Source organism: Oerskovia turbata (assembly GCF_000718325.1).
Classification (GTDB): Bacteria; Actinomycetota; Actinomycetes; order Actinomycetales; family Cellulomonadaceae; genus Oerskovia; species Oerskovia turbata.
In genome coordinates, this window is the sequence record NZ_JOFV01000008.1 from 131,064 (window position 1) to 154,234 (window position 23,171).

The 23,171-nt window shown below is 72.6% G+C and carries 21 protein-coding genes and 1 pseudogene; 7 read left to right on the plus strand and 15 right to left on the minus strand.

Features of this window, described 5'->3' with window-relative positions:
• Window positions 1–42 precede the first annotated feature (42 nt).
• Complete coding sequence (locus IE95_RS0110505; RefSeq protein ID WP_030151582.1) at window positions 43–1,548, minus strand: malate:quinone oxidoreductase; 1,506 nt, start codon at window positions 1,546–1,548, stop codon at window positions 43–45.
• A 237-nt stretch (window positions 1,549–1,785) separates the two neighbouring features.
• Between IE95_RS0110505 and nirB the strand changes: the two genes are divergently transcribed.
• Window positions 1,786–4,359 (plus strand): nitrite reductase large subunit NirB, encoded by a 2,574-nt coding sequence (gene nirB, locus IE95_RS0110510; RefSeq protein ID WP_030151583.1) that lies wholly within the window; start codon window positions 1,786–1,788, stop codon window positions 4,357–4,359.
• Window positions 4,356–4,694: a nitrite reductase small subunit NirD gene (nirD, locus tag IE95_RS0110515; RefSeq protein WP_030151584.1), complete on the plus strand. Its 339-nt coding sequence runs from the start codon at window positions 4,356–4,358 to the stop codon at window positions 4,692–4,694. The genes nirB and nirD overlap by 4 nt, the downstream gene beginning before the upstream one ends.
• 7 nt (window positions 4,695–4,701) lie before the next feature.
• On the opposite strand, the gene IE95_RS0110520 is transcribed toward nirD, so the two are convergent.
• Genes IE95_RS0110520 through IE95_RS0110530 form a run of 3 tightly spaced genes read right to left on the minus strand, consistent with a single transcriptional unit; the run spans window position 4,702 to window position 6,829 of the window.
• Window positions 4,702–5,529, minus strand: a complete 828-nt coding sequence (locus IE95_RS0110520; protein WP_051702989.1) for a maleylpyruvate isomerase family mycothiol-dependent enzyme — start codon at window positions 5,527–5,529, stop codon at window positions 4,702–4,704.
• Window positions 5,526–6,245 carry a pyridoxine/pyridoxamine 5'-phosphate oxidase gene (locus IE95_RS0110525; RefSeq protein WP_030151586.1) on the minus strand — a complete coding sequence of 240 codons (720 nt, stop codon included), beginning with the start codon at window positions 6,243–6,245 and terminating at the stop codon, window positions 5,526–5,528. The genes IE95_RS0110520 and IE95_RS0110525 overlap by 4 nt, the downstream gene beginning before the upstream one ends.
• Window positions 6,242–6,829 (minus strand): TetR/AcrR family transcriptional regulator, encoded by a 588-nt coding sequence (locus tag IE95_RS0110530; protein WP_030151587.1) that lies wholly within the window; start codon window positions 6,827–6,829, stop codon window positions 6,242–6,244. Before IE95_RS0110530 ends, IE95_RS0110525 begins: the two co-directional genes overlap by 4 nt.
• 247 nt (window positions 6,830–7,076) lie before the next feature.
• Between IE95_RS0110530 and bioB the strand changes: the two are divergent.
• The 3 genes and pseudogenes from bioB to IE95_RS0110545 all read left to right on the plus strand — a co-directional run.
• Window positions 7,077–8,177: pseudogene (gene bioB / locus IE95_RS0110535) on the plus strand (biotin synthase BioB); the annotation flags it as partial.
• Window positions 8,178–8,311: 134 nt separating this feature from the next.
• Window positions 8,312–8,947: a pyridoxamine 5'-phosphate oxidase family protein gene (locus IE95_RS0110540; protein ID WP_084690108.1), complete on the plus strand. Its 636-nt coding sequence runs from the start codon at window positions 8,312–8,314 to the stop codon at window positions 8,945–8,947.
• Window positions 8,944–10,347, plus strand: coding sequence for an MFS transporter (locus IE95_RS0110545; RefSeq protein ID WP_036571804.1), 1,404 nt, complete (start codon window positions 8,944–8,946; stop codon window positions 10,345–10,347). The genes IE95_RS0110540 and IE95_RS0110545 overlap by 4 nt, the downstream gene beginning before the upstream one ends.
• A gap of 94 nt (window positions 10,348–10,441) precedes the next feature.
• Here the strand turns inward: IE95_RS0110545 and IE95_RS0110550 are convergent, their stop codons facing one another.
• From IE95_RS0110550 to IE95_RS0110580, 7 genes are all read right to left on the minus strand, one after another.
• Window positions 10,442–10,834 carry a transcriptional regulator gene (locus IE95_RS0110550; RefSeq protein ID WP_084690110.1) on the minus strand — a complete coding sequence of 131 codons (393 nt, stop codon included), beginning with the start codon at window positions 10,832–10,834 and terminating at the stop codon, window positions 10,442–10,444.
• The gene (locus IE95_RS0110555; protein ID WP_030151592.1) at window positions 10,831–11,397 is read right to left on the minus strand and encodes a hypothetical protein; all 567 of its coding nucleotides are present in this window, start codon (window positions 11,395–11,397) and stop codon (window positions 10,831–10,833) included. Before IE95_RS0110555 ends, IE95_RS0110550 begins: the two co-directional genes overlap by 4 nt.
• Window positions 11,398–11,652: 255 nt before the next feature.
• Window positions 11,653–12,780 (minus strand): aminopeptidase P family protein, encoded by a 1,128-nt coding sequence (locus tag IE95_RS0110560; protein ID WP_030151593.1) that lies wholly within the window; start codon window positions 12,778–12,780, stop codon window positions 11,653–11,655.
• Window positions 12,781–12,884: 104 nt separating this feature from the next.
• Complete coding sequence (locus IE95_RS0110565) at window positions 12,885–13,715, minus strand: hypothetical protein (RefSeq protein WP_030151594.1); 831 nt, start codon at window positions 13,713–13,715, stop codon at window positions 12,885–12,887.
• A 99-nt stretch (window positions 13,716–13,814) separates the two neighbouring features.
• Window positions 13,815–14,738 (minus strand): NADP-dependent oxidoreductase, encoded by a 924-nt coding sequence (locus tag IE95_RS0110570; protein ID WP_030151595.1) that lies wholly within the window; start codon window positions 14,736–14,738, stop codon window positions 13,815–13,817.
• 66 nt (window positions 14,739–14,804) lie between these two features.
• Window positions 14,805–15,212: a VOC family protein gene (locus tag IE95_RS0110575; protein ID WP_030151596.1), complete on the minus strand. Its 408-nt coding sequence runs from the start codon at window positions 15,210–15,212 to the stop codon at window positions 14,805–14,807.
• Window positions 15,213–15,422: 210 nt separating this feature from the next.
• A complete protein-coding gene (locus IE95_RS0110580) occupies window positions 15,423–16,658 on the minus strand; it encodes an amidohydrolase family protein (RefSeq protein WP_030151597.1) in 1,236 nt (411 codons plus the stop codon).
• A 115-nt stretch (window positions 16,659–16,773) separates the two neighbouring features.
• Between IE95_RS0110580 and IE95_RS0110585 the strand changes: the two genes are divergently transcribed.
• Window positions 16,774–17,433 carry a GntR family transcriptional regulator gene (locus IE95_RS0110585; protein ID WP_030151598.1) on the plus strand — a complete coding sequence of 220 codons (660 nt, stop codon included), beginning with the start codon at window positions 16,774–16,776 and terminating at the stop codon, window positions 17,431–17,433.
• Window positions 17,434–17,437: 4 nt separating this feature from the next.
• Here the strand turns inward: IE95_RS0110585 and IE95_RS0110590 are convergent, their stop codons facing one another.
• The 3 genes from IE95_RS0110590 to IE95_RS20865 form a co-directional block, all read right to left on the minus strand.
• Window positions 17,438–20,026 (minus strand): ATP-dependent DNA ligase, encoded by a 2,589-nt coding sequence (locus IE95_RS0110590; RefSeq protein ID WP_030151599.1) that lies wholly within the window; start codon window positions 20,024–20,026, stop codon window positions 17,438–17,440.
• Window positions 20,027–20,152: 126 nt separating this feature from the next.
• Window positions 20,153–21,097 (minus strand): DUF5692 family protein, encoded by a 945-nt coding sequence (locus IE95_RS0110595; RefSeq protein ID WP_030151600.1) that lies wholly within the window; start codon window positions 21,095–21,097, stop codon window positions 20,153–20,155.
• A 112-nt stretch (window positions 21,098–21,209) separates the two neighbouring features.
• Complete coding sequence (locus tag IE95_RS20865) at window positions 21,210–21,821, minus strand: TetR/AcrR family transcriptional regulator (protein WP_030151601.1); 612 nt, start codon at window positions 21,819–21,821, stop codon at window positions 21,210–21,212.
• Between the two features lie 235 nt (window positions 21,822–22,056).
• Between IE95_RS20865 and IE95_RS0110605 the strand changes: the two genes are divergently transcribed.
• Entirely contained in the window at window positions 22,057–22,821 is a 765-nt protein-coding gene (locus IE95_RS0110605) for a GTP pyrophosphokinase (protein WP_084690142.1), read from the plus strand.
• On the opposite strand, the gene IE95_RS0110610 is transcribed toward IE95_RS0110605, so the two are convergent.
• Complete coding sequence (locus IE95_RS0110610) at window positions 22,818–23,120, minus strand: DUF1905 domain-containing protein (protein WP_030151603.1); 303 nt, start codon at window positions 23,118–23,120, stop codon at window positions 22,818–22,820. The two genes, IE95_RS0110605 and IE95_RS0110610, sit on opposite strands and share 4 nt — an antisense overlap.
• Between the last annotated feature and the right edge of the window lie 51 nt (window positions 23,121–23,171).

The following is a 23,171-nucleotide window of genomic DNA, read 5'->3' on the forward strand; positions in this document are numbered from 1 at the left end:
CCATGAAGGAGACCGGGGCGTCGGTGCGTCGCGCAGGCGGGGTCAGCGGGCGCCGACCGACTCCTCCGAGGGGCCCGCGGACGCGGACAGCGAGTCGAGCTCGTCAGCCTCCCACGTGGCCTGGCCGAGGCTCGGGATCATGGCTCCGAGCGTGGGACGCCACGTGGCGAACTGCTGCGGGAAGCAGCGCTCGAGCACGTCGATCATCGCGGGGACCGCGGTCGAGGCTCCCGGTGAGGCGCCGAGCAGGCCGGCGATCGAGCCGTCGGCGGCCGCGATGACCTCGGTGCCGAACTCGAGCACGCCGCCCTTGGTCGGGTCCTTCTTGATCACCTGCACGCGCTGGCCTGCGGTGATCTTCTCCCAGTCCTTGGGGTGGGCCGTGGGCATGAAGGCCTGGAGCGCCGTGAACTTGGCCTCGGGGCTCGCGACGAGCTGGCCGATCAGGTACTGCGTGAGGTCGATGTTCTTGAGGCCTGCACCGAGCATCGAGCCGATGTTGTGGGTCCGCAGCGACGTGAAGAGGTCGAGCAGCGAGCCCTTCTTGAGGTACTTGGGGCTGAACCCGGCGTAGGGGCCGAACATCAGGTACGTCTTGCCGTCGACCACGCGCGTGTCGAGGTGCGGGACGGACATGGGTGGCGAGCCGACGTCGGCCTTGCCGTAGACCTTGGCCTGGTGCTGGGCGACGATCTCCGGGTTGTCGGTGCGCAGGAACTCGCCGCTGATGGGGAAGCCGCCGTAACCCTTGGCCTCCTTGATGCCGGCCTTCTGCAGCAGCGGCAGCGCGCCGCCGCCCGCGCCGACGAACACGAAGCGCGCGTTGACGGTGCGCGGCCCCTGGGCGGCGTTCCAGGACACGTCCTTGACGGTGACGTCCCAGGTGCCGTCCTTGCGCTTCTTGAGGCGGTTGACCTCGTGCTGCAGGTTGAGCTCGACACCGTTGGCGGTGAGGTAGTCGAAGAGCTGCGAGGTGAGTGCACCGAAGTCGACGTCGGTGCCGCTCGTCGCGCGGGTCGCGGCGACGGCTTCGTCGCCGTCCCGGTCGAGGACCAGCAGGGGTGCCCACTGCGCGATGACCGCGGGGTCGTCGGTGAACTCGAGCTCGCTGAACAGGGGGTGGGCGCTCAGCGCGGTGAAGCGGCGCTTGAGGTAGTCCACGTTGGCCGCACCGCGCACGAACGTCATGTGCGGGGTGTGGCTGATGAAGCTCGCGGGCTCGGGCAGGTGGCCCCCGGTGAGCAGGTGGTGCCAGAACTCGCGCGACACCTCGAACTGCTCGTTGATCGCGACCGCCTTGGAGATCTCGACGGTGCCGTCGGCCTTCTCGGGGGTGTAGTTCAGCTCGCAGAGCGCAGCGTGGCCGGTGCCGGCGTTGTTCCACGGGTTGGAGGACTCCTGGGCTACCGCGTCGAGGCGCTCGTAGACCTTGATGGTCCACGTGGGCTCGAGGAGCTTCAGGAGGGCGCCGAGGGTCGCACTCATGATGCCGCCGCCGATGAGGGCTACGTCGATGGTCTCCTGACCGGTTCTCGTCTTAGTCGCCACCGGTCGATCCTACGCTTGTGAAGGAGTGCACATGCTGTGCCGTCCGTCACGGTCGTGCGTCACACTTTTTCGGGACCAAGGTCCCTGGACGGCGCACCCTAGGTCCCCGCAACGCGCTGATCTCGCGTTTTGACCAGAAACCTCGTATCTATGCGCCAGGATGGTCACGACGGTCGCACTCGCCCCCCGCGACCCGACTCGCCCCGTCCCGCCCGACCCTTCTCGTGAGGCCCCCACATGAGCACTCCCACCCCCGGCCGCGTCGTGGTGGTCGGCGCCGGCATGGTCGCCCACCGGTTCGTGAGCCAGATGATCGCACGCTCTCCCGAGGGCGCGTGGCACGTGTCCGTCGTCGGGGACGAGGACCGTGCCCCCTACGACCGCGTGCACCTGTCCGAGTACTTCACGGGACGATCGGCGGACGACCTGACGCTGGAGCCCTCGGTCTGGGAGGACCCGCGCACCGAGCTCGTCACGGGCGACGCCGTGGCGACCGTGGACCGCGAGACGCAGACCGTCACGACCAGGTCCGGGCGCGTGCTCGCCTACGACCACCTGGTCCTGGCCACGGGCTCCTGGGCCTGGACCCCCCGCACCGAGGGCACCGACCTGCCCGGCGTCTTCAGCTACCGCACGCTGGCCGACCTCGAGGGCCTGCGCGAGTACGTCGCGCTGCGCACCGAGCGCCTGGGTCGCCCGCTGCACGGTGTCGTCGTCGGGGGAGGCGTGCTGGGGCTCGAGGCCGCGGCCGCGCTCCAGACCCTCGGTGCGGCCGCGACGGTCGTCGAGTTCGCCGACCGGCTCATGAGCGTCCAGCTCGACGACGCGGGCGGCGAGGCGCTGCGCGTGCTCGTGAGCGACCGCGGGATCGACGTCCGCACGTCGACCGGTGCCACGGGGCTCACCGCCGCGGGTGACGGCGCCGTGGGGACCATGGATCTCTCCGACGGGTCACGCATCCCGGCCGACGTCGTGATCTTCTCGACGGGAATCCGCCCGCGTGACCGTGTGGCGCGCGAGGCGGGCCTGGCGATCGGCGAGCGCGGCGGCGTCGTCGTGGGTGCGGCGTGCCACACCTCGGACCCGGCCGTGTGGGCCATCGGCGAGTGCGCGTCGTTCGAGGACCAGTGCGTGGGCCTGGTCGCGCCGGGCAACGCCATGGCCGACGTCGTCGTCGACCGCCTGCTGGGCGGTGTCGCGACCTACTCCCCGGCTCCTGAGGGGACCAAGCTCAAGGGCGTCGACATCGAGGCCGCGAGCTTCGGGGACGTGTTCGGGCTGACGCCCGGCGCGCTCGAGGTCACGTTCGCCGACCCGGTCGCGCGGACCTACCGCAAGCTCGTCGTCTCGGACGACGCGCGAACCCTGCTCGGTGGTGTCTTCGTGGGTGACGCCGCGCTCTACGCGTCGCTGCGCCCCTTGCTGGGCCGCTCGTTGGGCGCCGATCCGTCGGCGTTCCTCGCGCCGGAGGGCGGGGCGCCCGTGCTCGGCGGCGACCTGCCCGACGACGTCGTGGTGTGCTCGTGCGCGAACGTCACCGCCGGGACGGTCCGCGGGGCGGTGACCGAGCACGGCTGCACGAGCCTGGGCGAGGTCAAGGCCTGCACCAAGGCCGGGACGGTGTGCGGGTCGTGCGTCCCGGTGCTGACCAAGATCGTCAACACGACGCTCGAGGCGGCCGGCGTCACGGTGTCGAACGCGATGTGCGAGCACTTCACGATGTCGCGCGCCGAGCTCTTCGCGCTCGTGCGCCAGGACGGTCTGCGCACCTTCACCCAGATCGTCGCGGCGCACGGCACGGGCCGCGGCTGCGTGGTCTGCAAGCCGGTCGTCGCCTCGATCCTCGCGTCGCTGTGGGGCGGGTACATCCTCGACGGCGAGCAGGCCGCGCTCCAGGACACCAACGACCGCGCGCTGGCCAACCTGCAGAAGGACGGCACGTACTCGGTGGTCCCGCGCGTCCCGGCGGGGGAGATCACGCCCGAGAAGCTCCTCGTGATCGCCCAGGTGGCGCAGGACTTCGGCCTGTACACGCGCATCACCGGCGCCCAGCGCATCGGGCTCTTCGGGGCGCGCATCGACCAGCTCCCGGAGATCTGGCGCCGGCTCGTCGACGCGGGCATGGAGTCGGGGCAGGCGTACGGCAAGTCGTTGCGCGCGGTGAAGTCGTGCGTCGGGTCCTCGTGGTGCCGGTTCGGGGTGCAGGACTCGGTGGGCATGGCGGTGCGCCTCGAGCTGCGGTACCGGGGGCTGCGATCCCCGCACAAGTTCAAGGTCGGCGTCTCGGGCTGCGCGCGCGAGTGTGCTGAGGCGCGGGGCAAGGACGTGGGCGTGATCGCGACCGAGAAGGGCTGGAACGTGTACGTGGGCGGCAACGGCGGCTTCTCTCCCCGGCACGCCGAGCTGCTCGCGGAGGACCTCGACGACGAGACGCTCGTCGCGGTGATCGACCGGTTCCTCGCGTACTACGTGCGGACCGCGGACAAGCTGCAGCGCACGGCCCCGTGGGTCGCGGACTACCCGGGTGGGATCGTCGAGCTGCGCAAGGTCCTGGTCGAGGACTCGTTGGGCATCGCGGCCGACCTCGAGGCCGAGGTCGCGCGGCACGTCGAGTCCTACGTCGACGAGTGGGCGCAGACCTTGGACGACCCGGACCGCCTCTCGCGCTTCGTGTCGTTCGTCAACGCGCCAGACCAGCACGACCCCGACCTCGCCTACACGGGCGTGCGCGGCCAGGTGCGCCCCGCGCACCCCGGCGAGCCGTCCGACAACAACCCGGTGATCGCCCGCACGCTGGAGGTCCGCAAGTGAACGCCTCGTCCTGGACGACGGTCTGCCCCGTCGAGCGGCTCGTGCCGGAGCGCGGCGTGCCCGCGCTCGTCGACGGGGTCCAGGTCGCCGTGTTCCGGCTCGCCGACGACCGCGTGCTCGCGGTCCAGCAGCGCGACCCCTACTCGGGGGCGAACGTGCTCTCCCGTGGCATCGTGGGCTCGGCGGGCGAGACCCCGACCATCACCTCGCCCATGTACAAGCAGGTGTGGGACCTGGTGACGGGCGGGTGCCTCGACCCGAGCGGCAAGGAGCCGGAGGACCTGCGGACGTTCGAGGTCTCCGTCGTGGACGGCACGGTCCTGGTCCGCGCCTGACCGGCCCTCAGCGGCGCACGGGGACGCCCGACGGCCACGGCGCGAGCGGGGGCAGGTCCACGGGCGTCCCGCCGCGGTGTGCGACCGGGGCGGTGGCGGTCTCGCGTCCTGCGAGCCACGCGGCGACGTCCGCCGCGGAACCCGTCACGGTCGTGAGCGCGTCGTCGGCCCCGGGGCCCGCGACCTGCACGCCCTGCGGTCCGACGACGGAGCGCGCGCCGTCGTCGGACCGCACCACGAGCACGGGCTCGGCCAGGCGCAGGCCCAGGAAGTCGAGCAGGTGCTCCGTGAACGGCAGGCTCCAGGTCGCGGACGGTACGAGGCCCCGCGCGGTGCCGGGCTCGCCCAGGTCGGTCGCGTGGATGCGGACCTCGCGCCACCAGCAGTCGAGGACGTCGGCGACCGTCCCGTCGCGGTACGTCACCTGGGCGTCCCACCCGGTGCGGTCGGTCAGCGTCCAGGCGGCGTCGAGCCGCGCACCTGCCGCCCCGAGCGCGTCGAGGTGCTCGTCGCGCGAGCGGGTCGCGCCGTCCTCGATCCCGGCCGCGCGGCCCTCGGCCCCGCCCTCGTAGACCTCGGCCGTCTCGCCGCGGGCCGCGAGCTCGGCCTGGCGGGCGAGCGCGTCACCGACCATCGCGACGTGGGAGAGCACGTGCCCGACGGTCCACCCGTCGAGCGCGCTGGGGGAGCGCAGGGCGGCGTCGTCGAGCGTGCGGACGGTCTCGACGAGCCGGTGCAGCGCGGCGTCCGCGTCGGTGCGCGCGGCGCCCGTCGCGCCGGGGGTGGTGTGCGTGCTGGTAGTGCCTGTGGTGGTGTCCTGCGTGGTCCTCGTCATGGCCAGAGCAGCCCCTTCTCCCAGTCGTGGCCGACCGCGCGGTAGCGCAGCCGGGTCTGCCCGCGGTCGTCCGACGCCTGCCAGAACTCGACCGACGTCGGCGCGAGCGCGTACGCGGTCCAGGTGGGCTCGATCATCGTCGGGTCCTCACGGACCGCCGCGAGCGTGCACGCGAAGGCTTCCCGGTACTCCTGCCGGGACGTGAGCGGCTCGCTCTGGTGTCCCACGAGCGCGGCGGCCCGCGATCCCTCCGAGCGGGCGAGGAAGTCCGCCGTGCTCGTCGCCGGGGCGGCGGGCGTCACGAGGCCGATCACCCGGACCTGGCGTCCGAGCGCGGGCCAGAGGAACGTGAGTGCCGCGTGCGGGTTCTCCGCGAGGTCGCGGGCCTTGGGGCTCGACGAGCCGGTCGCGAACCACCATCCCGAGGAGTCGACGTCCTTGAGGATCACGGTGCGTGCGTGCACCTCGCCGGAGGACCCGGCGGTCGCCAGCGTCATGGCGTGGGGGAGCGGCACCCCGGCGTCGATCGCCTCCGCGATCCAGGCGCGGAACAGCGTCATGGGGTCCGACGGCGTCGCGTCCGGATCGAGGGTCGGCAGGCCCGGGGCGAAGGTCGGCAGCGCGCGAAGCCGCTCGCGGAGCGACGGAGACTCGCCAGCCGGCTCGGTCTCGGGGCGGGAGACGGGGCCGTCGGTGCGACCTGCGCCGGCGCTCATGGGCGCGCCGCCGTGCTCGGGTCCAGCGAGGGTTCGAGCATCGACACGAACCCCTCGACCGCGGCGCTCATGGCTGCCGGGTCGTCGAGGGCCCGCGCGAGCACGTACCCGCCCTGGACGATCGCGACCGCCGCGCACGCGCGGTCGTGAGCGGCGTCGTCGGGCAGGCCGGTCTCCTCGAAGACCGCCTGGACCCGTGCGACCAGGCCCGCGAAGTAGTCGCGGACAGGACCGCGCAGCTCGTCGTCCGACATGACCGACGGGTCGCTCGTCAGGCGCCCGACCTTGCAGCCCGCGAGCGCCGGACGGGGGCGTTCGAGGTAGGCCACGAGGCGTTCGGTGGGTGAGCGGTCGGCGTCGTCGAGGTCGGTCGTGACGGACGCGAGGGCGTCGCTGGTGGTGGCGCTGATCGCGGCGAGCGAGAGGTCGTGCTTGGTGGGGAAGTGGTGGTAGAGGCTGCCCTGCCCGACGCCGCTCGCTTCGAGGACCTGGCGCGGGCTCGTGCCCTCGACGCCCTGGGCCCAGAACAGGTCGCGGGCCGCGCGCACGAGGCGCTCGCGGCTCGGGAGGTCGGCGTCGCTCATGCCGACACCATACCTACCTCTAGGTATGGTGTCGAGCGATGGGCCGGCGCCAACCCGTGGGCCAGGTTCTTGGAGGAAGGCCACGACCCGCTGCCGTCCCACCCAACGAGCGGTCGGTCGCCTTGTGCAGGTCGGCCGGGGAGAAGGAGAGCCCAGGCGGGAAGGATCGTGGGTCGTGAACCCGCTCCCCGCTCTCCGCGCCGACCGCCTCGCGCAGGACCACGACGATCCCCACGAAGCCCGCGCACTGTTCGACGTGCTCGTCGCGCAGGGCCTGCGCGACGAGTCGCCGACCCGTGCCCAGGCGCTCGCGGTCCTGCGGACGGACGACGACGACCTGCTCGACCTCGTGGCCGCCGCCGGTCGGGTCCGTCGTCACCGGTTCGGCCGGCGCGTGCGCCTCAACTACCTGGTCAACCTGAGGTCGGGGCTGTGCCCCGAGGACTGCACGTACTGCTCGCAGCGCCTCGGCTCGACGGCCCAGGTCCTGACGTACTCGTGGCTGAGCACCGAGGACGCGGTCGCCGCAGCCCGGGCCGGGGTCGAGGGCGGCGCCCGTCGCGTCTGCCTCGTCGCGAGCGGGCGCGGACCGAGCGACCGCGACGTGGCACGGGTGTCCGCGATGGTCGACGGGATCAAGCGCGAGCACCCCGACGTCGAGGTCTGCGTGTGCCTCGGCCTGCTCCGTGACGGCCAGGCCGAGCGGCTGGCCGCCGCGGGAGCCGACGCCTACAACCACAACCTCAACACGTCGGAGGCGACGTACGCCGACATCTGCACCACGCACGAGTACGCGGACCGTGTCGAGACCGTCGAGCGGGCGCGGGGAGCGGGGCTCTCGCCCTGCTCGGGACTCATCGCGGGCATGGGCGAGAGCGACGAGGACCTCGTCGACGTGGCACTCGCCCTGCGCGACCTCGGCGCGGACTCCGTGCCCGTCAACTTCCTCGTCCCGTTCGACGGGACACCGCTCGCGGGGACGTGGGACCTCACACCCCAGCGGTGCCTGCGCATCCTCGCGATGGTGCGCTTCGTCTGCCCCACGGCCGAGCTCCGCCTCGCTGCCGGTCGCGAGGTGCACCTGCGCTCGCTCCAGCCGCTCGCGCTGGAGATCGTGAGCTCGATCTTCCTGGGCGACTACCTCACGAGCGAGGGGCAGGCGGCGCAGGCGGACCTCGACCTGCTCGCCGACGGAGGGTTCGAGATCGACGAGGGTCCCGGTGCCGCCGGGGCACGCGGCACGCCGGGCGACCGCTCCGAGGTCCGTGATCCCTCCGTCGTCGCGTCGAGCGAGCCCGGTGTGACGGTCCGTCGCCGTGGCCCCGGGACGGCCGTGGCGCCCAACGCCTGAGGCCCCGCCGCCCCCGGAGAGGTCCGTCGGCCCCGCAGGGTGGCCGTAAAGCACCGATGAGTTCGGGCGCCCGCGCCGGTCGGAGGGGGACGGGGTGGTCCCGGAGCCACCCGAGAGACGGAGGACCACCCATGGCCACAGAACCCGCCCAGCCGACCGCTCAGACCGACGAGCCCGCCGCCCAGACCGGCGCGCCCGTCGAGCCGGGCGGCGCGCCCGACGGAACCCTCATGACGGACTTCTCGTCCCCCGGTTCCGAGCCCACCCCGTGGGCCGACACCCTCGTCCTGCTCCAAGGCGCCGAGATCTTCTGGCTGTCCACGGTCCGCCCCGACGGCCGCCCGCACGTCACCCCGCTCATCACGGTCTGGGCCGACGGTGCGCTGCACTTCTGCACGGGCCGCACCGAGCGCAAGGCGCGAAACCTCGCGACGAACCCCGGGTGCGTCCTGACCACCGGGACCAACCTCATGAGCGAGGGACTCGACGTCGTGCTCGAAGGAGCCGCAGTGCGGATCACCGAGGACCACACGCTGCGGCGCCTCGCGGACCGGTGGGCGTGCAAGTACGACTGGCACTTCGAGGTGCGCGACGGCGCGTTCTGGGACAGCGAGGCGCCCACGGGCGGCTCCGAGCCCGGCGAGCAGGCCGCCGGTGAGGCGTACGTCTTCCGGGTGCAGCCCACGACTGTCCACGCGTACGGGCGCGGCGAGGACTACACCGCGACCCGGTGGCGCTTCGAGGACGGGGCTAGCGTGAAGGCGTGACACCCGCCCAGCGACGTGTGCTGCTCGTCGCGATCCTCGCCTCGTTCGTGTCGTTCCTCGACGGGACCGTCGTCAACGTCGCGCTGCCCGCGATCGCCGAGGAGCTGGCCGGGGGAGTGCTCGACGGGCTCGCGCTCCAGCAGTGGGTCGTCGACGCCTACCTCATCACGCTCGGTTCGCTCATCCTCGTGGCGGGTTCGCTGTCCGACGTCCACGGGCGGCGCCGCGTCATGTGGTGGGGGCTCGTCGGGTTCGCGATCACGTCGGTGCTGTGCGCGCTGGCCCCCACGGGCATCGTGCTCGTGGTCGCGCGCGGGCTCCAGGGCATCGCGGGCGCGCTGCTCGTGCCGAGCTCGCTCGCGATGATCATCTCGTCGTTCGCCGGCGCCGCGCAGGCCAAGGCGATCGGGACGTGGACCGCGTGGACCGGCACCGCGATGATCGCGGGCCCCCTGCTCGGGGGAGTGCTCGTCGACACCCTGTCGTGGCGCTGGGTGTTCGGGATCAACCTGCTGCCCGTCGCGGTGACCCTGTGGATCCTGCGCGGCATGGAGGAGGGCGACACCGAGACCGGTCGGCGCATCGACGTGCGCGGCGCCGTGCTCGCGGCCGTCGGGCTCGCCGGACCCGTCTTCGCGCTGATCGAACACGGGCGGTTCGGGTGGTCGAGCCCCGTCGTGTGGGTGCCGCTCGTCGTCGGGATCGCGGCTCTCGGGGCGTTCCTCGCCTGGGAGCGGCGCGCCCCCGACCCCATGCTGCCGCTGTCCCTGTTCACGGTGCGCAACTTCGCCGCGGGCAACGTCGCGACGGCCGCGATCTACGGGGCGCTCGCGTTCGGCGGGTTCGCCGTGACCCTGTTCGTGCAACAGGTCGCCGGGTACAGCGCGACCCTCGCGGGACTCGCCCTGCTGCCCGTCACGCTGCTCATGCTGTTCCTGTCCTCGCGCTTCGGGGCGCTCGCGGGCCGGTACGGGCCGCGCCTGTTCATGACGGTGGGCCCCCTGATCGCGGGCTGCGGATACCTGCTCATGCTCACCACGACCGCCGAGGCGAGCTACGTCACGCAGCTCCTCCCCGGGATCCTGCTGTTCGGCCTGGGGCTCGCGGTCACGGTGGCGCCGCTGACCGCAGCCATCCTCGGGTCGATCCCGGCGGCGGACGCGGGCATCGGGTCGGCCGTGAACAACGCGGTCTCGCGCATCGCGGGCCTCGTGGTGATCGCGTGCGCGGGGATCGTCATCGGACCCGTGCTCGACGTCGCCGGGTTCCACCGGGCGCTCGTCGTCACCGCCGCGCTGCTCGTCGCAGGCGGCCTCGTGAGCTGGGCGGGCATCCGCAACGAGCAGGTCGTGGCGGCGGGGGCCGGACCCGCGGAGAGCGCCGACGCGGCGGAGGCCTGACGCGGCGGGGGTGAGGGCGCCGGGGGCCCGCTGTGCGCTCGCTGGGCGGTGCCCACCCGTGGTCCACCTGTCGGGTGCCGACGGCCCGCCGACCTCACGACGAGGCGTCGGGTCCCGCGGCGCGGGCGCCGTCGCCGTGGAGAGCGCTCGGCGCGTCCGACTCGTCGACGGGGCGCCCCACCGCCGCGAGCAGCCCGTGCAGGAGCTCGACCTCGAGGATCAGGGCCTGCCGGCCCCGGGGGGTGATGCGAGCCCAGGTGCGTGCACGGCGCCCGTCGCTGCCCTTGCGGAGCTCGACGTACCCGCTTGTGACGAGGACCTCGAGGTGTCGCCCGAGGTTGCCGTCCGTGAGACCCAGCGCGCGCTTGAGGTGCGCGAAGTCGGCGTCGCGCGTCTCGGCGAGGATCGCGAGGATGCCGAGGCGGGCGCGTTGGTGGACCGTCTCGTCGAGGCGGGAGAGCGGGTGCTGCTCGGGCGGCGTGCTCACGCCGAGGCCGTTGAGACGGACGCGACGACGTGGCGCTCGCGCACGAACGCGGCGACCGTCAGGAGCAGCAGGAGGGCTGTGCTGATGATCAGTCCGCCCTCGCGACCGCCGAGGAACGGTGCGTGGTTGTCGAGCGTTCCGAGGGTGACGAGCGGGCTGACGACCATGAGCCCGAGCCCTGGTGCCCAGAGCCAGGTGTCCCGTGCCCGCCAGCCGAGCGCGACGAGCCCGGCGCCCAGGAAGAAGCTCGCCCCCACGAAGATCGAGAGGACGGGCCCCGGGAAGAGGGTCAGGAGGATCACGGCGAGCGCGAGCAGTCCGTACCGGTCGCGGCCCGTGCCGACGCCGAGCACCTGCCGCTGGACCCGCATACCGACGAACAGTGCTCCGAAGACGACCGCCGGGACGAGCACCTGCGGGAAGATCCACCACTCGGTGGCGATCTCGCAGTAGGCCAGGAACCCTACGCCGAGGGTCGTCACCAAGAGCGGGAGCGACGCGGCATGGCGCACGGCTCGCTGCTGAGCCTGGAGGTCGGCGACGTACTGGGCCGTTGTCGTCATGCGCGAACTCTGTCAGGCAGAGTGGACGAGGTCAACCATCGCCCCGGCCGCTGGCACGGACCGTCGACGAGTCCCCACGCGGCAGGGGATCCGAGCAGGACCAGGACCACCGTCGAGAGCACGCTCGCCGCGAGCACCGCACACCCGGCGACGACCCGCGGGGCGGGCACGGAGGTGCGCCGGGCCCGCGCGACGAACCTGGCGGGCGCTCGCGCGTTGCGGGCCACCCGGCCGCCCGGTCGACGCGAGGCGGCCCTACTCGACCACGTGCAGGTCGTGCGGTGCGTTGTTGAGGCGACGGGCGCCGTCGGGCAGGTCGTCCGGGAAAGCGACCACGATGTCCTCGATGCGGACCCCGAAGTTCCCCGGGAGGTAGATCCCGGGCTCGACCGAGAAGCACATGCCGGACACGATCGGCTGCTCCTCGCCCTCGATCATGTACGGCGGCTCGTGCGTCGTGAGCCCGATCCCGTGGCCCGTCCGGTGGATGAACTGCTCGCCGTACTCGGCCTCGGTGATGACGGCGCGCGCGGCGCGGTCGACGTCCTGGCACGTCGCGCCGGGCCGGACCGCGTCGACCCCGGCCTGCTGCGCGGCTCGCACGACCTCGAAGACCTCACGCTGCTGGCCCGTGACGTCGCCCCCGACGTGCACCATGCGCGTCATGTCCGAGCCGTAGCCGTCCTTGAGACCGCCGAAGTCGAGCACGACCAGGTCGCCCTCCTGGATGACCCGGTCGCCCGCCTCGTGGTGCGGGTTGGCGCCGTTGGGTCCCGAGCCGACGACCGTGAAGTCGACCTGCGAGTGCCCGTGGTCGCGCAGGAAGCCCGCGAGGTCCGCGGCGACGTCGAGCTCTCGGCGCCCGCTGAAACGGATCTCGACGATGTCCGCGAACGTCGCGTCGTTCGCCGCTCCCGCGGCCGCGAGGCGCTCGATCTCGTCGGGCCCCTTGACCGCGCGCAGCATGGGCAGGGCCTGCGTCATCGCCGAGTACGACGAGCCCGGCAGCGTGCGCTGGAGACCCAGCAGGTGCATGGCCCACGCCGAGTCGGAGATCGCGTAGTGCCCGGCGGCGTCGAGCAGGTCGGCCGTGACCGCGTACTCGTCGACGCCGTCCGTCCAGGCCGTGACGTGCAGGGCCGCGGCGCCGGCCGCACGGTCCAGGTCAGGGCGCTCCAGGACAGGCACCACGATCGAGGCCTCGCCCTCGGCCGGGACCACGAGCAGCGTGATGCGCTCGGTCATGGCCGTGGGCGTGTACCCCGTGAAGTACGTCATGTCCGGGCCGGGGGTGACGAGCACCCCAGCGAGGCCGGCGTCCCGGGCCTGGGCGGCCGCGCGGTCGATGCGCGCGGCGAAGTCCTGTGCGGTGAACTCCCTCATGGGGTCAGCCTGCCACCGCTCTCGCCGGTGCGCCGGGCGAGGTGCCCGACGGCGGTACGCGGCCCGGGTGCGCGGCCCGGGTGCGCGGCTCTGGGGGACGGAGGTCAGGCCTTGCGGTGCTCCGCCACCCCGCGCAGGGCCTCGCGGCGGGTCCGCAGCTCCTCGCGGCCCTCGCGCGTGATCTGCGCCCAGTTCCGGTTCTTCGTGATCCGGGCCTGGACCAGGCTCGCCTCGGTGAGGTCGTGGAGGCGGGCCGCGAGGTTGCGCTCCTCGATGCCGGTGAGGCGGGCGAGAGCGGGCTGGTCGGCCTCGTCGGCGTCCCCGAGCACCGCGAGCACACGCAGGTTGTCGGTCGCGGGGTCGCCGATGCTCGGGGCGCCGTCGTCGGCTGCGAGGGTCTCGCGCTCACCGCGCAGCGCGACCAGCGCGGCTGCCAGCAGGGCGAGGCCCAGGGTGATCGTCCCCGCGAGATACAGCACCGGCGATGCGCCACCCGGGCCGCCGGTGGTCACGAGCGCCAAGGATGCGGTCATCGCCACGAGCCCGGCCACCCACAGGAGGCGGTCCGAGGCACGCAGCCCCAGGACGACGAGCCCGAGGCCCAGGGCGAAGGGCACGCCCGTCGCGAAGAGGATCCAGGGGAAGAGGAAGGCGATCAGGGCGCTCAGGACGAGCGCGATCCCGTACCCGTCGCTCCCGACGCCCACTCCCGTGGGCAGCCGCAGGGCGAACGCCGCGACGTACGTCAGGAGGAAGGCGCCGAGGGGCAGGAGCACGATGAGCCAGAACTGGTCCCCGGCGAGCCGGCCCGTCCCGGCGAGGAGCACGACCGTGAGCCCGCAGACGGCGAGCGGCAGCGAGCGGGCGTGCCGGGCGGCCCGCGTCCGCAGGCGTGCGGAGTCGGCGGCGGCGAGGGCGGGGACGGTGGCGGGCATGGGCTTCACGCTACCGGCCCCGCAGTCCCGCTGAGTGCGGAGTCCTTGCGCGAAACGCCCGGCGAGTCGCGCAAGGACTCCGCACTCAGCACGGGGGGCTCAGACCGTGATCACGACCTTGCCGCGCACGTGCCCGGTCCGGCTCGCCTCGTGGGCCTTTGCGGTGTCGGCCAGGTCGTGGACCTCGGCGACGTCGACCGTGAGCTGTCCGGCGTCCGCGAGGCGGGCCAGCTCGGTCAACCCCTCGACGTCGGGGCGGACCCAGACGTAGTGCCCGCCGAGCTCGTCGCGGGCCGCCGCGTCGACGACCGAGGCGACCGTGCCGCCCTCACGCAGGACGTCGGGCGTGGCGGCCAGGGCCTCGCCGCCGATGTAGTCGAGGACGACGTCCACGCCGTCGGGCGCGAGGGCGCGCACGCGCTCGGCGAGGCCGTCGCCGTAGGCCACGGGCTCGGCGCCCAGCGAGCGCAGGTACTCGTGGTTGCGCTCGGACGCGGTGCCGATCACGCGCGCGCCGCGGGCGACCGCGATCTGCACGGCCATCGACCCGACGCCGCCCGCCGCCGCGTGCACGAGCACGGTCTGGCCGCTGCCCACGCCGGTGCGGTCGATCGTCTGCAGGGCCGTGAGCCCCGCGAGCGGCGCGCCTGCGGCCTGCTCCCACGTCCACGCCGCGGGCTTGCGGGCCAGCGTGCGGACCGGGGCCGCGACGAGCTCGGCGGTCGTGCCGCCGGAGACCACGTCCTTGCGCACGTACCCGAAGACCTCGTCGCCGACCGAGAGCTCGGGCGTGTCCAGGCCGACCTGCTCGACGACACCGGCGACATCCCAGCCGGGCACGACCGGGAAGGTGGCGTCCATGATCGCGTCGAGGTAGCCCTCGCGGACCTTCCAGTCCACGGGGTTGACGCTCGTGGCCTTGACCCGGACCAGGACGGTGTCCGGCCCGACCTTGGGCGTGGGGAGCTCGCTGAGCTCGAGGACGTCGGCTCCGCCGTAGCGGGAGTAGGTGATGGCTCGCATGAAGGCGGCAACGGGCGGCGGTGCCGAGGCATTCCCCGGCACCGTCGTGCGCCGTGCCCGCGCCGGTCAGCCCTCGATCGCGCTCGGGTCCATGTACATGACCTCCCACAGGTGACCGTCGAGGTCGGAGAAGCTGCGCGAGTACATGAAGCCCTCGTCCTGCGGCGGGTTGGTCTGGGTGCCGCCCGCGGCGAGCGCCCGGTCGGCAAGGTCGTCGACTCCCGTACGGGACCCGGCGCTGATGGCGTTGATGGTCTCGGTCGCGCTCTGGGCGTCGACGATGGTCTTCGACGTGAAGCGGCGGAAGAAGTCGTGGGTCAGGAGCATCACGTAGATCGTGTCGCTGATGACGACGCACGAGGCGTTCTCGTCGGTGAACTGCGCGTTGATCGAGAATCCGAGCTGCGTGTAGAACGCCTTGGACTTCTCGAGGTCCGCCACGGGCAGGTTGACGAAGATCTGGGTTCCGGTCATGACGTGCTCCTGGGGGGACGTGCCGCCGGAGTGCTGGTCCGGTCGGCGAGGACGGGGTGTCGTCGGTGTAGACCGGGCACCCCAGGAGAACTCATCGGCGCGCCGCCGACCTCGCGTCGCGAGATAGAGGGGACGCGTCGAGGTAGAGGGTCCCGGACCTCTATCTCGACGTGGGACCTCTACCTCGGCGGGCCGGTCGGGCCGAGTGGGTCAGACCAGGACCTCGCCGTCGCGGGCCACGACCTGTCCGCCCGCGACCACGAGCGCGCGGGCCGGCGCCCGGACGACGGCGTCCATGGTGTTCTCGGCGTCGACCAGTACGACGTCGGCGCGCGCACCCTCGACGAGGTCGTGCACCGGGCGTCCCACGAAGTGTGCGGCGTCGCTCGTCGCGAGCCTGGCTGCGCGCACGAGGTCCTCGTCGTGGCGGAAGCGCGCGAGCTGGGACAGGCGGGTCGTGAGGGCCAGCAGGTCGCCCGTCCCGTACGGCGCCCACAGGTCGCGGATGCCGTCGGTGCCCAGGCCCACGCGCACGTCGTGCTCGCGCAGCAGGTCGAGCGGGAGCGGGACGGCGCCGACGGGCGCGACGGTCGTCATGCTGATCCCTGCGTCGCCCATGGCCTCGACGAGGTCGGCCATGCGGGTCGGCGGGAGCTGCCCGACGGCGAAGCCGTGCGCCACGTTGACCTTGCCCTGGAGCCCGGCGCGGATCGTGCGCTCGATCATGAGCTCGATCTGGAACGCGCCGAGCTCGCCACCGTCGTGCAGGTGGACGTCGACGCCGACACCGCGACGTTCGGCGATCTCGAACAGCCCGTCGAGCTGGGTCACGGGGTCGCGGTCGATCGAGGCGGGGTCGAGACCGCCGATGTGCTCGGCCCCGGCGGCGGCGGCGGCATCGAGCAGCTCGAGCACGCCGGGCCGGCGCAGGACGCCGTCCTGGGGGAACGCGACGATCTCGGCGTCGACCACGCCGCCCAGCACGAACAGGGACTCGCGGACCACGTCGATGCCGCGCAGCCCGAGGCCCAGGTCGACGTCGACGTGGGTGCGGATCGCGGTCGTGCCGTGGCGCAGGAACTCGCGCAGGACGGCGACGGTGACGTCGACGCCGGGGATGCCGAGCTCGTCGCGGTGCTCGCGCTCGTGCGCGATGCGTCCCTGCGTGGTGGCCTCGCCGCCGTAGCTGACCCAGGGCTTGCCCCACCAGCTCTTGTCGACGTGCGCGTGCGCGTTGACGAACCCGGGCAGGGCCAGGAGGCCGCGCCCGTCGATCTCGCCGGGCGCGGTGCGGGCGCGGCTGGCCCCGGCCTCGGTGGGGGAGTGCGGCGTCACCCGGGTGATGTTCCCGTCCGTGACGTGGAGGTCTACGGGGTCGGCACCCCACGGCCGGACGTTGCGCAGAACCGACACGGCGACCTGGGGAGCGTTGGGGAACGGGGGCATCTGAGGTCCTTCTTCCGGTGGTGCTGGCTGGCCTGGCGTAGGCCCCACCCCCAGGGGCCCCTGCCAGCGCAAATGGTATACCATTTGCCGACGGGGTTTCCGGGAGGATGGACGGATGAGCGCAGACCAGCCGTTCGAGCCCGAGGCGGACCGGGTCGCCCGGATCGTGCGCGAGCAGATCATCGACGGCGACCGTGCGCCGGGCGACCGGCTCGTCGAGCGCGACCTCGCGGCCGAGCTCGGCGTGAGCCGCGTCCCCGTCCGCGACGCCCTCAAGGTGCTCATCGCCGAAGGTCTCGTGACACCGCGCCCCCGGACGTGGGCCGTCGTGCGGACCTTCACCGACGCCGACGTCGACGACCTCATCGAGGTGCGCTCCGCGCTCGAGACCCTGACCTTCCGCCTCGCCGCCGACCGCAGGACCCCCGACGCCGTCGCCGCGCTCGAGGCCGTCCTCGACCGCGAGGCACGGGCCGCACGCGAACACGACGCGAAAGCCGCCCACCGTGCCGGCGCCGACTTCCACGAGCTCGTCGCGACGACCGCCGCAAGCCCCCTCCTCGACGAGATCGGCGCGCTCACCGCGAGCCGCCTGCGCTGGCTCCTCGGGCAGCACCTCGACCTCCAGGAGATGGTCGACGAGCACCGCGCGCTCCTGGCCGCGATCCGCGCAGGCGACGGGCAGGAGGCGGCGCGCCTCGCCGTCGGGCACGTGCAGACCAGCCGCGACGCCGCCCGCGCCCGGCGTGCCGCCCGGGGCACGGCGCGACACTGACGCATCAGCCCTCCCGGCGCACGTCCTCAGGCGACCTGTCGGGCCGCCAGCCCCGCCACACCGCGTGCCGCAACCTGCCGTCCCCCTCGGCGGTGCTCGTCCAGTCCGCGTGGTCGACCTCGCCCACCAGGTGCGGCGTGACCCAGCGGGCGTCCGAGGCGTCCGCGGCCGGGACGTCGAGCGCCGGGTTCGTGACCCGCTCGATCCGGCCGAGCCGTGTCACGAGGTCGCGCCGGTCCTTCTCCGTGAAGCCCGAGCCGACGCGGCCCACGTAGCGCAACCCCTCGTCGTCGGGCACCGCGAGCAGCAGCGAGCCGACCAGGTGCGACCTGTCCCCGTGCCCCGGGCGCCAGCCCACCACCACGACCTCCTGGGAGTGCGAGTGCTTGACCTTGATCCAGCTCCGCGAGCGCCGCCCGGCCGTGTACGTGCTCGTGCGACGCTTGGCCACCACGCCCTCGAGGCCGAGCCGCCTGCTCGTCGCGACGGCCCCCGCGAGGTCACCGTCGAACGCGGGCGGCACGTGCACGATCCCCGACCCGTCGACCAGGCCCTCGAGGATCTCGCGACGCTCGTCATAGGTGCGGCGGACGACCGAGCGACCGCCGACGGACAGGACGTCGAACAGCATCAGCTCGACCCCGACCTTGGCGCGCGCCGCCGCGACGTCACCCGCCTTGGTGAGGTTCGCGCGCTGCTGCAGGCGGCGGAAGCTCGGCCGCCCGCGCGCGTCGAGCGCCACGATCTCGCCGTCCACGACCACGGGCAGCTCCTCGGCGCGGACGCGGGACGCGAGGTCCGCGAGCTCGGGGTAGGTCACCGTCATGTCCTTGCCGCTGCGGCTCACGAGACGGACCACCGGCCCGGCCGCTCCCGCCGTGACCTGCGCGACCACCCGGAAGCCGTCCCACTTCATCTCGTACGCCCAGTCGTCGGGGTCGCCCTCGGCCGTGAGCGCCTCCACCGTCCCGGCGGTCGCGAGCATGGGCCGGGGCAGGGCGGCGCTCGCGGGCTCGTCCGGCTCGGGAGGTTTCTGTGCGGGGGCACCGCTGCGGGACGGGTGCGGCGCCGCGAGCCCCGCGTCGCGCGGGGCCATGAGGTGGATGAGCCAGTTGTTCTCCTCTCCCTTGCCGCCGCCCCTGCCTCCGCCGTGGCCCCCCGTGCGGATGAGCGCGAGCCGCCGCGTCCCGTGCTGCTCGCCGTGCAGCGTGACGATGACCTCCTCGTCGTCGCGCCACTTCTCGAGCTCGTACGTGCCCGCGTCCCAGATGGTCACCTCCCCGCCGCCGTACTCGCCCGCGGGGATGGTCCCCTCGAACGCGCCGTACGCGAGCGGGTGGTCCTCGGTCTGGACCGCGAGGTGGTTCTGCTTCGGGTCGGTCGGCTCGCCCCGCGGCAGGGCCCAGCTCACGAGGACGCCGTCGTGCTCGAGGCGGAAGTCCCAGTGGAGGCGGCGCGCGTGGTGCTCCTGGATCACGAACGAGTTCCCCTGGCTGGTGGGGGCGACCTCCTCGGGGACGGGCTCGGGGGTCTTCGAGGCGTCACGCTTGGCGCGGTAGGTCTCGAGGCGGTCGCGGCGGGGCCCGCTGTCGGTGGGTTCGTCGCGGTGGTGGGGCTCGCCGTCGGGCCCCGTGCCCTGCCCGCCCGACGGCGCAGCACCCTTGCGCGCGAACGTCGCCATGCGCTCGGGGGTGGGTTCGAGCGAGGCGAGGTGGCCCGCGGTGAGCGCTGCGAGCGGGTCGCCCATGCGCTCCACGCGCTCGACGACCTGGTCCTTGTCGAGCTGCGCGAGGTCGGGGTCGTCGAGCTCGTCCCACGTGCGCGGGGCCGCGACGGTCGGGTGGGCGCGGCCACGCAGCGAGTAGGGCGCGATGGTCGTCTTGCTGCCGTTGTTCTGGCTCCAGTCGACGAGCACCTTGCCGGCGCGCAGCGCCTTCTTCATGTCGCTCACGACGAGGTCGGGGTGCTCGGCCTCGAGGTGGCGCGCGAGCTCGTGCGCGACCGCGCTCACCTCGTCGGTGGTCTGGCGGCCGTCGAGCGCGGCGTACAGGTGGATGCCCTTGGACCCGCTCGTCACGGGCAGGGGGTCGAGGCCCATGCCGCGCAGCACGTCGCGGGCCAGGCGGGCGACCTCGGCGCACTCGGGCAGGCCTGCACCCTCACCCGGGTCGAGGTCGAGGACGAGGCGGTCGGGGTTCTTCTGGATGCCGGTCCGCCCGAACTGCCACTGCGGCACGTGGATCTCCAGGGCCGCGATCTGGCCCAGCCACGTGAGCGTCGCGAGATCGTTGACGAGCGGGTAGTCGTTGGTGTGGTCCTTGTGCACGATCGTGCGTCGCCGGACCCAGGAGGGGGTGCCGGCGTCGAGGTTCTTCTGGAAGAACACGGGCCCCTCGACGCCGTTCGGCCAGCGCTTGCGCGTGGCCGGGCGGTTCGAGGTGTGGGGGAGCAGGGCGTCCGCGACCGCTGCGAGGTAGGCCAGGACCTCACCCTTGGTCGTGCCCGTGGCCGGGTACAGGACCTTGTCCAGGTTGGTGAGCTTGAGGCGGTGACCGCCGACGCTCACGGTCTGCGCCGCCGTCGAGGAGGCCATGGGTCCATGGTTGCCCGGGCTGTCTCAGCCCGCCTGCCGGAACGGCGAACGCCGGGTGCGGAGCAGTTGTCGCCGAGATGCTCGAACGGCGACAACTGCTCCGCACCCGGCGGAGGGACGGCGGGGCTAGACGGTCGCCGGGACCGGGTCCGGTGCCGGGCGGTCCTTCGCGAGCTCCTGGTAGGACGCGTGGTCCGTGAACAGCTCGTCGCGCAGCGGGTTGCGGCGCTTGGTCACGATCACCCTGACCTGGTAGACGGCGACCGCGACGTTGGCGAGCAGCGAGACCAGGCTGACGACGAACAGTGCCGTGGGGTTGTGCGACGAGTCGACCGCGAACGCCGAGTCCGAGACGAACGTCGGCACGGCCATCGTGAACATCATCCAGAACGCGAGCGTGTGCGCACGGTGCTGGAGCCAGGCGCCCTTGCGCAGGAAGAACGCCGGGATCGTGCAGCTGATGAGCAGCGCAGCACCCGCGTAGAACGCGTGGTCGCCCACGCAGTTGTAGACGTACGCGAAGTTCCACAGGTCGTACGCGATGATCCAGAACCACATCATGTCGGGCCAGACCATGTCCTTGAAGCGGTCGCGCGTGATGTAGATGCCGGCCCAGCCGCAGATCGTCAGCAGGTTCAGGATGCCCGCGATGCCGTTCATGATGTTCCACGAACCGCCGACCATGAACACGCCGTCGACCATGCCGTCCATGCCGGAGACCTGGAAGTCACGGATCACGGCCTCGGCGATGTTGAGCGCGAGGATCGCCGGGGGGAAGAGCAGGGCGTACTTCATCTGCCCGACGCGGGGGAAGTACCGGATGAGCATGAAGCCGATGCAGCCCGCGAGGGCCGAGTACACCTTGACCCAGTGGAACCAGGTGCCGGTCGAGGACCCGGCGCCCGCTGTGTAGGGCCAGACGAAGATCGTCAGCACGACGGGCAGGACGATGAAGATCCCGATCGCGGCGGTCTTCGACCAGCGGACGAGCTCGTTGAGGCCGACGAGGGCCGCGAGCACCACGAACCACATGACGGCTGCTTGCCAGGGGATGGAGTCGAACAGGAACACGTCGCTCCCTTTCTCAGGGACGGCTGGACGGCGGGTGCCGTCCGGGGGTGGGGGTGGTGCGGCTGGTGAGCGAGCGCGGTCCCGGCGCACCGTCGGGATCCGGGCCGTCGCGTCACTCGGTGTCGGAACGCGCCTCCTCCAGGTGCAGCACCTGCCGCACGATCGTCACGAGCACGGCGTCGTCGACCTCGGGGGTGTTCCGGGCGAGGCCGACGAGGCCGTAGACGAGGACGTAGAACGTCTCGGGCACGTGCTCGATGCCGATGTGGTGCCGGGCCGCGTACGCCTCGACCGTCGTGGCGCCGATGCACTCGACCACGGCCCGCACGGCCCGGTCGAGGAAGCGGTTGTACAGCCCGGCGCTCTCGGTGCGCTGCATGTCGTCGCGCAGCGGGGCGACCGCCCGCAGGTGCGTACGGAACATCGCGATGCAGTCGACGAGAGCCTTGTCGATGTTCCCGGGCTCGCGCGCCGCGTCCCACGCACGCACGGCCTCGACGAACTCACCGACGTAGCCCTCGAGCACCGCGTCGACGAGCGCGTCCTTGTCGGGGAAGTAGTAGTAGACGAGGCCCCGGGCGACGCCCGCGCGTTCCGCGACCTCCTTGGTCGAGGTGCGGGCGATGCCCTGCTCGGCGAACAGCCCGCGGGCGGCGTGCACGATCTCCTCGGCACGAACCTCGGGTGCTGAACGTCGCCTCCTCGGCGTCGTCGCGTCGGTCATCGGAGCCCCTTCCTGAGCTGATACCTGGACGCTAGATCCGCTATTGACACGGCGTCAACAGTGTTCGACCAGGTCAGGACGTAGGTCCCGACGGTCGGGGTCCTACGGCCCGTCGGCCCGGGCAGGTGGGGCCACGACCTGAGACGGGCCGCGGCCAGCGGCGGACGGGGGCGTCCTGCGGACCGCCGGTGTGCGACGGTGGAGGATCGACGTCGGCACGATCAGCGAGGAATCCATGAGCGGTGAACCCCAGGTCGGGGCGGAGCTGAGGGCCCTGCGGGAGCACTTCACGCGGCTGATGATGACGTACCGGTTCGGCATGGACGAGGTGATGACGAAGATCACCATCCTGCGCGACGAGTTCGCTTACGCTCACGAGTACAACCCGATCGAGCACGTGTCCTCGCGCCTCAAGTCGCCCGAGTCGTTGCTCGCCAAGGCCCGGCGCAAGGGCGTGGACCTGACGATCGACGCCCTGCGCGCGGAGATCTTCGACATCGCGGGCGTCCGCGTCACGTGCAGCTTCGTGTCCGACATCTACACGGTGCGCGACATGATCGCGGCCCAGCGCGACGTCGTCGTCCTCGAGGAGCGCGACTACATCGCGCACCCCAAGGGCAACGGGTACAAGAGCCTGCACCTCATCGTCGAGGTGCCCGTGTTCCTGTCCGACCGGGTGCAGCCCGTGGTCGTCGAGATCCAGATCCGGACCATCGCCATGGACTTCTGGGCCAGCCTCGAGCACAAGATCTACTACAAGTACGACAAGGCCGTGCCGCAGCGCCTCCTCGACGAGCTCAAGGAGGCCTCGCTCGCGGCCTCCGAGCTCGACGCCCAGATGGAGCGCCTGCACGAGGAAGTGCTCCAGCACTCGCGCGACACCGCAGACCTCCGCCCCGGGGCGGAGAAGACGGCGGGCCCGTTCACGCCGTCGTGGGAGCTGCTCGACTCCTACCTGCGGGGCAGGCCGGGCGCGGGCGGCGCGGAGCCGGCGAACTAGATCAGCGTCTCGACCGCGATCCGCACGGTGTCGCCCACGTCGATGCCCTCTGCCCGACGCACCGCGGCCTTGACAGGCAGGATGAACGTCTTGCGCCCGGCGTCCGGAAAGATCGACGTGGACCAGCGCGTCCTGCCGATCGTGACCTCGACCTTGACCGACCCGAACCCTGCCGGGGGCAGGGGGGAGTCGGCGATCTCGTCGCTGACGTCGTCGGGCAGCGACGCGAAGACCCACTTCTCGCTGCGCGCGGTCCAGCGCCACAGCTCCGCCTCGAACTCGTACCTGGTGCCGGCCATGCGCCCATGATGCCGGGCGCCGCCCACACCGTGCCCTGCTTAGCCTGGTCT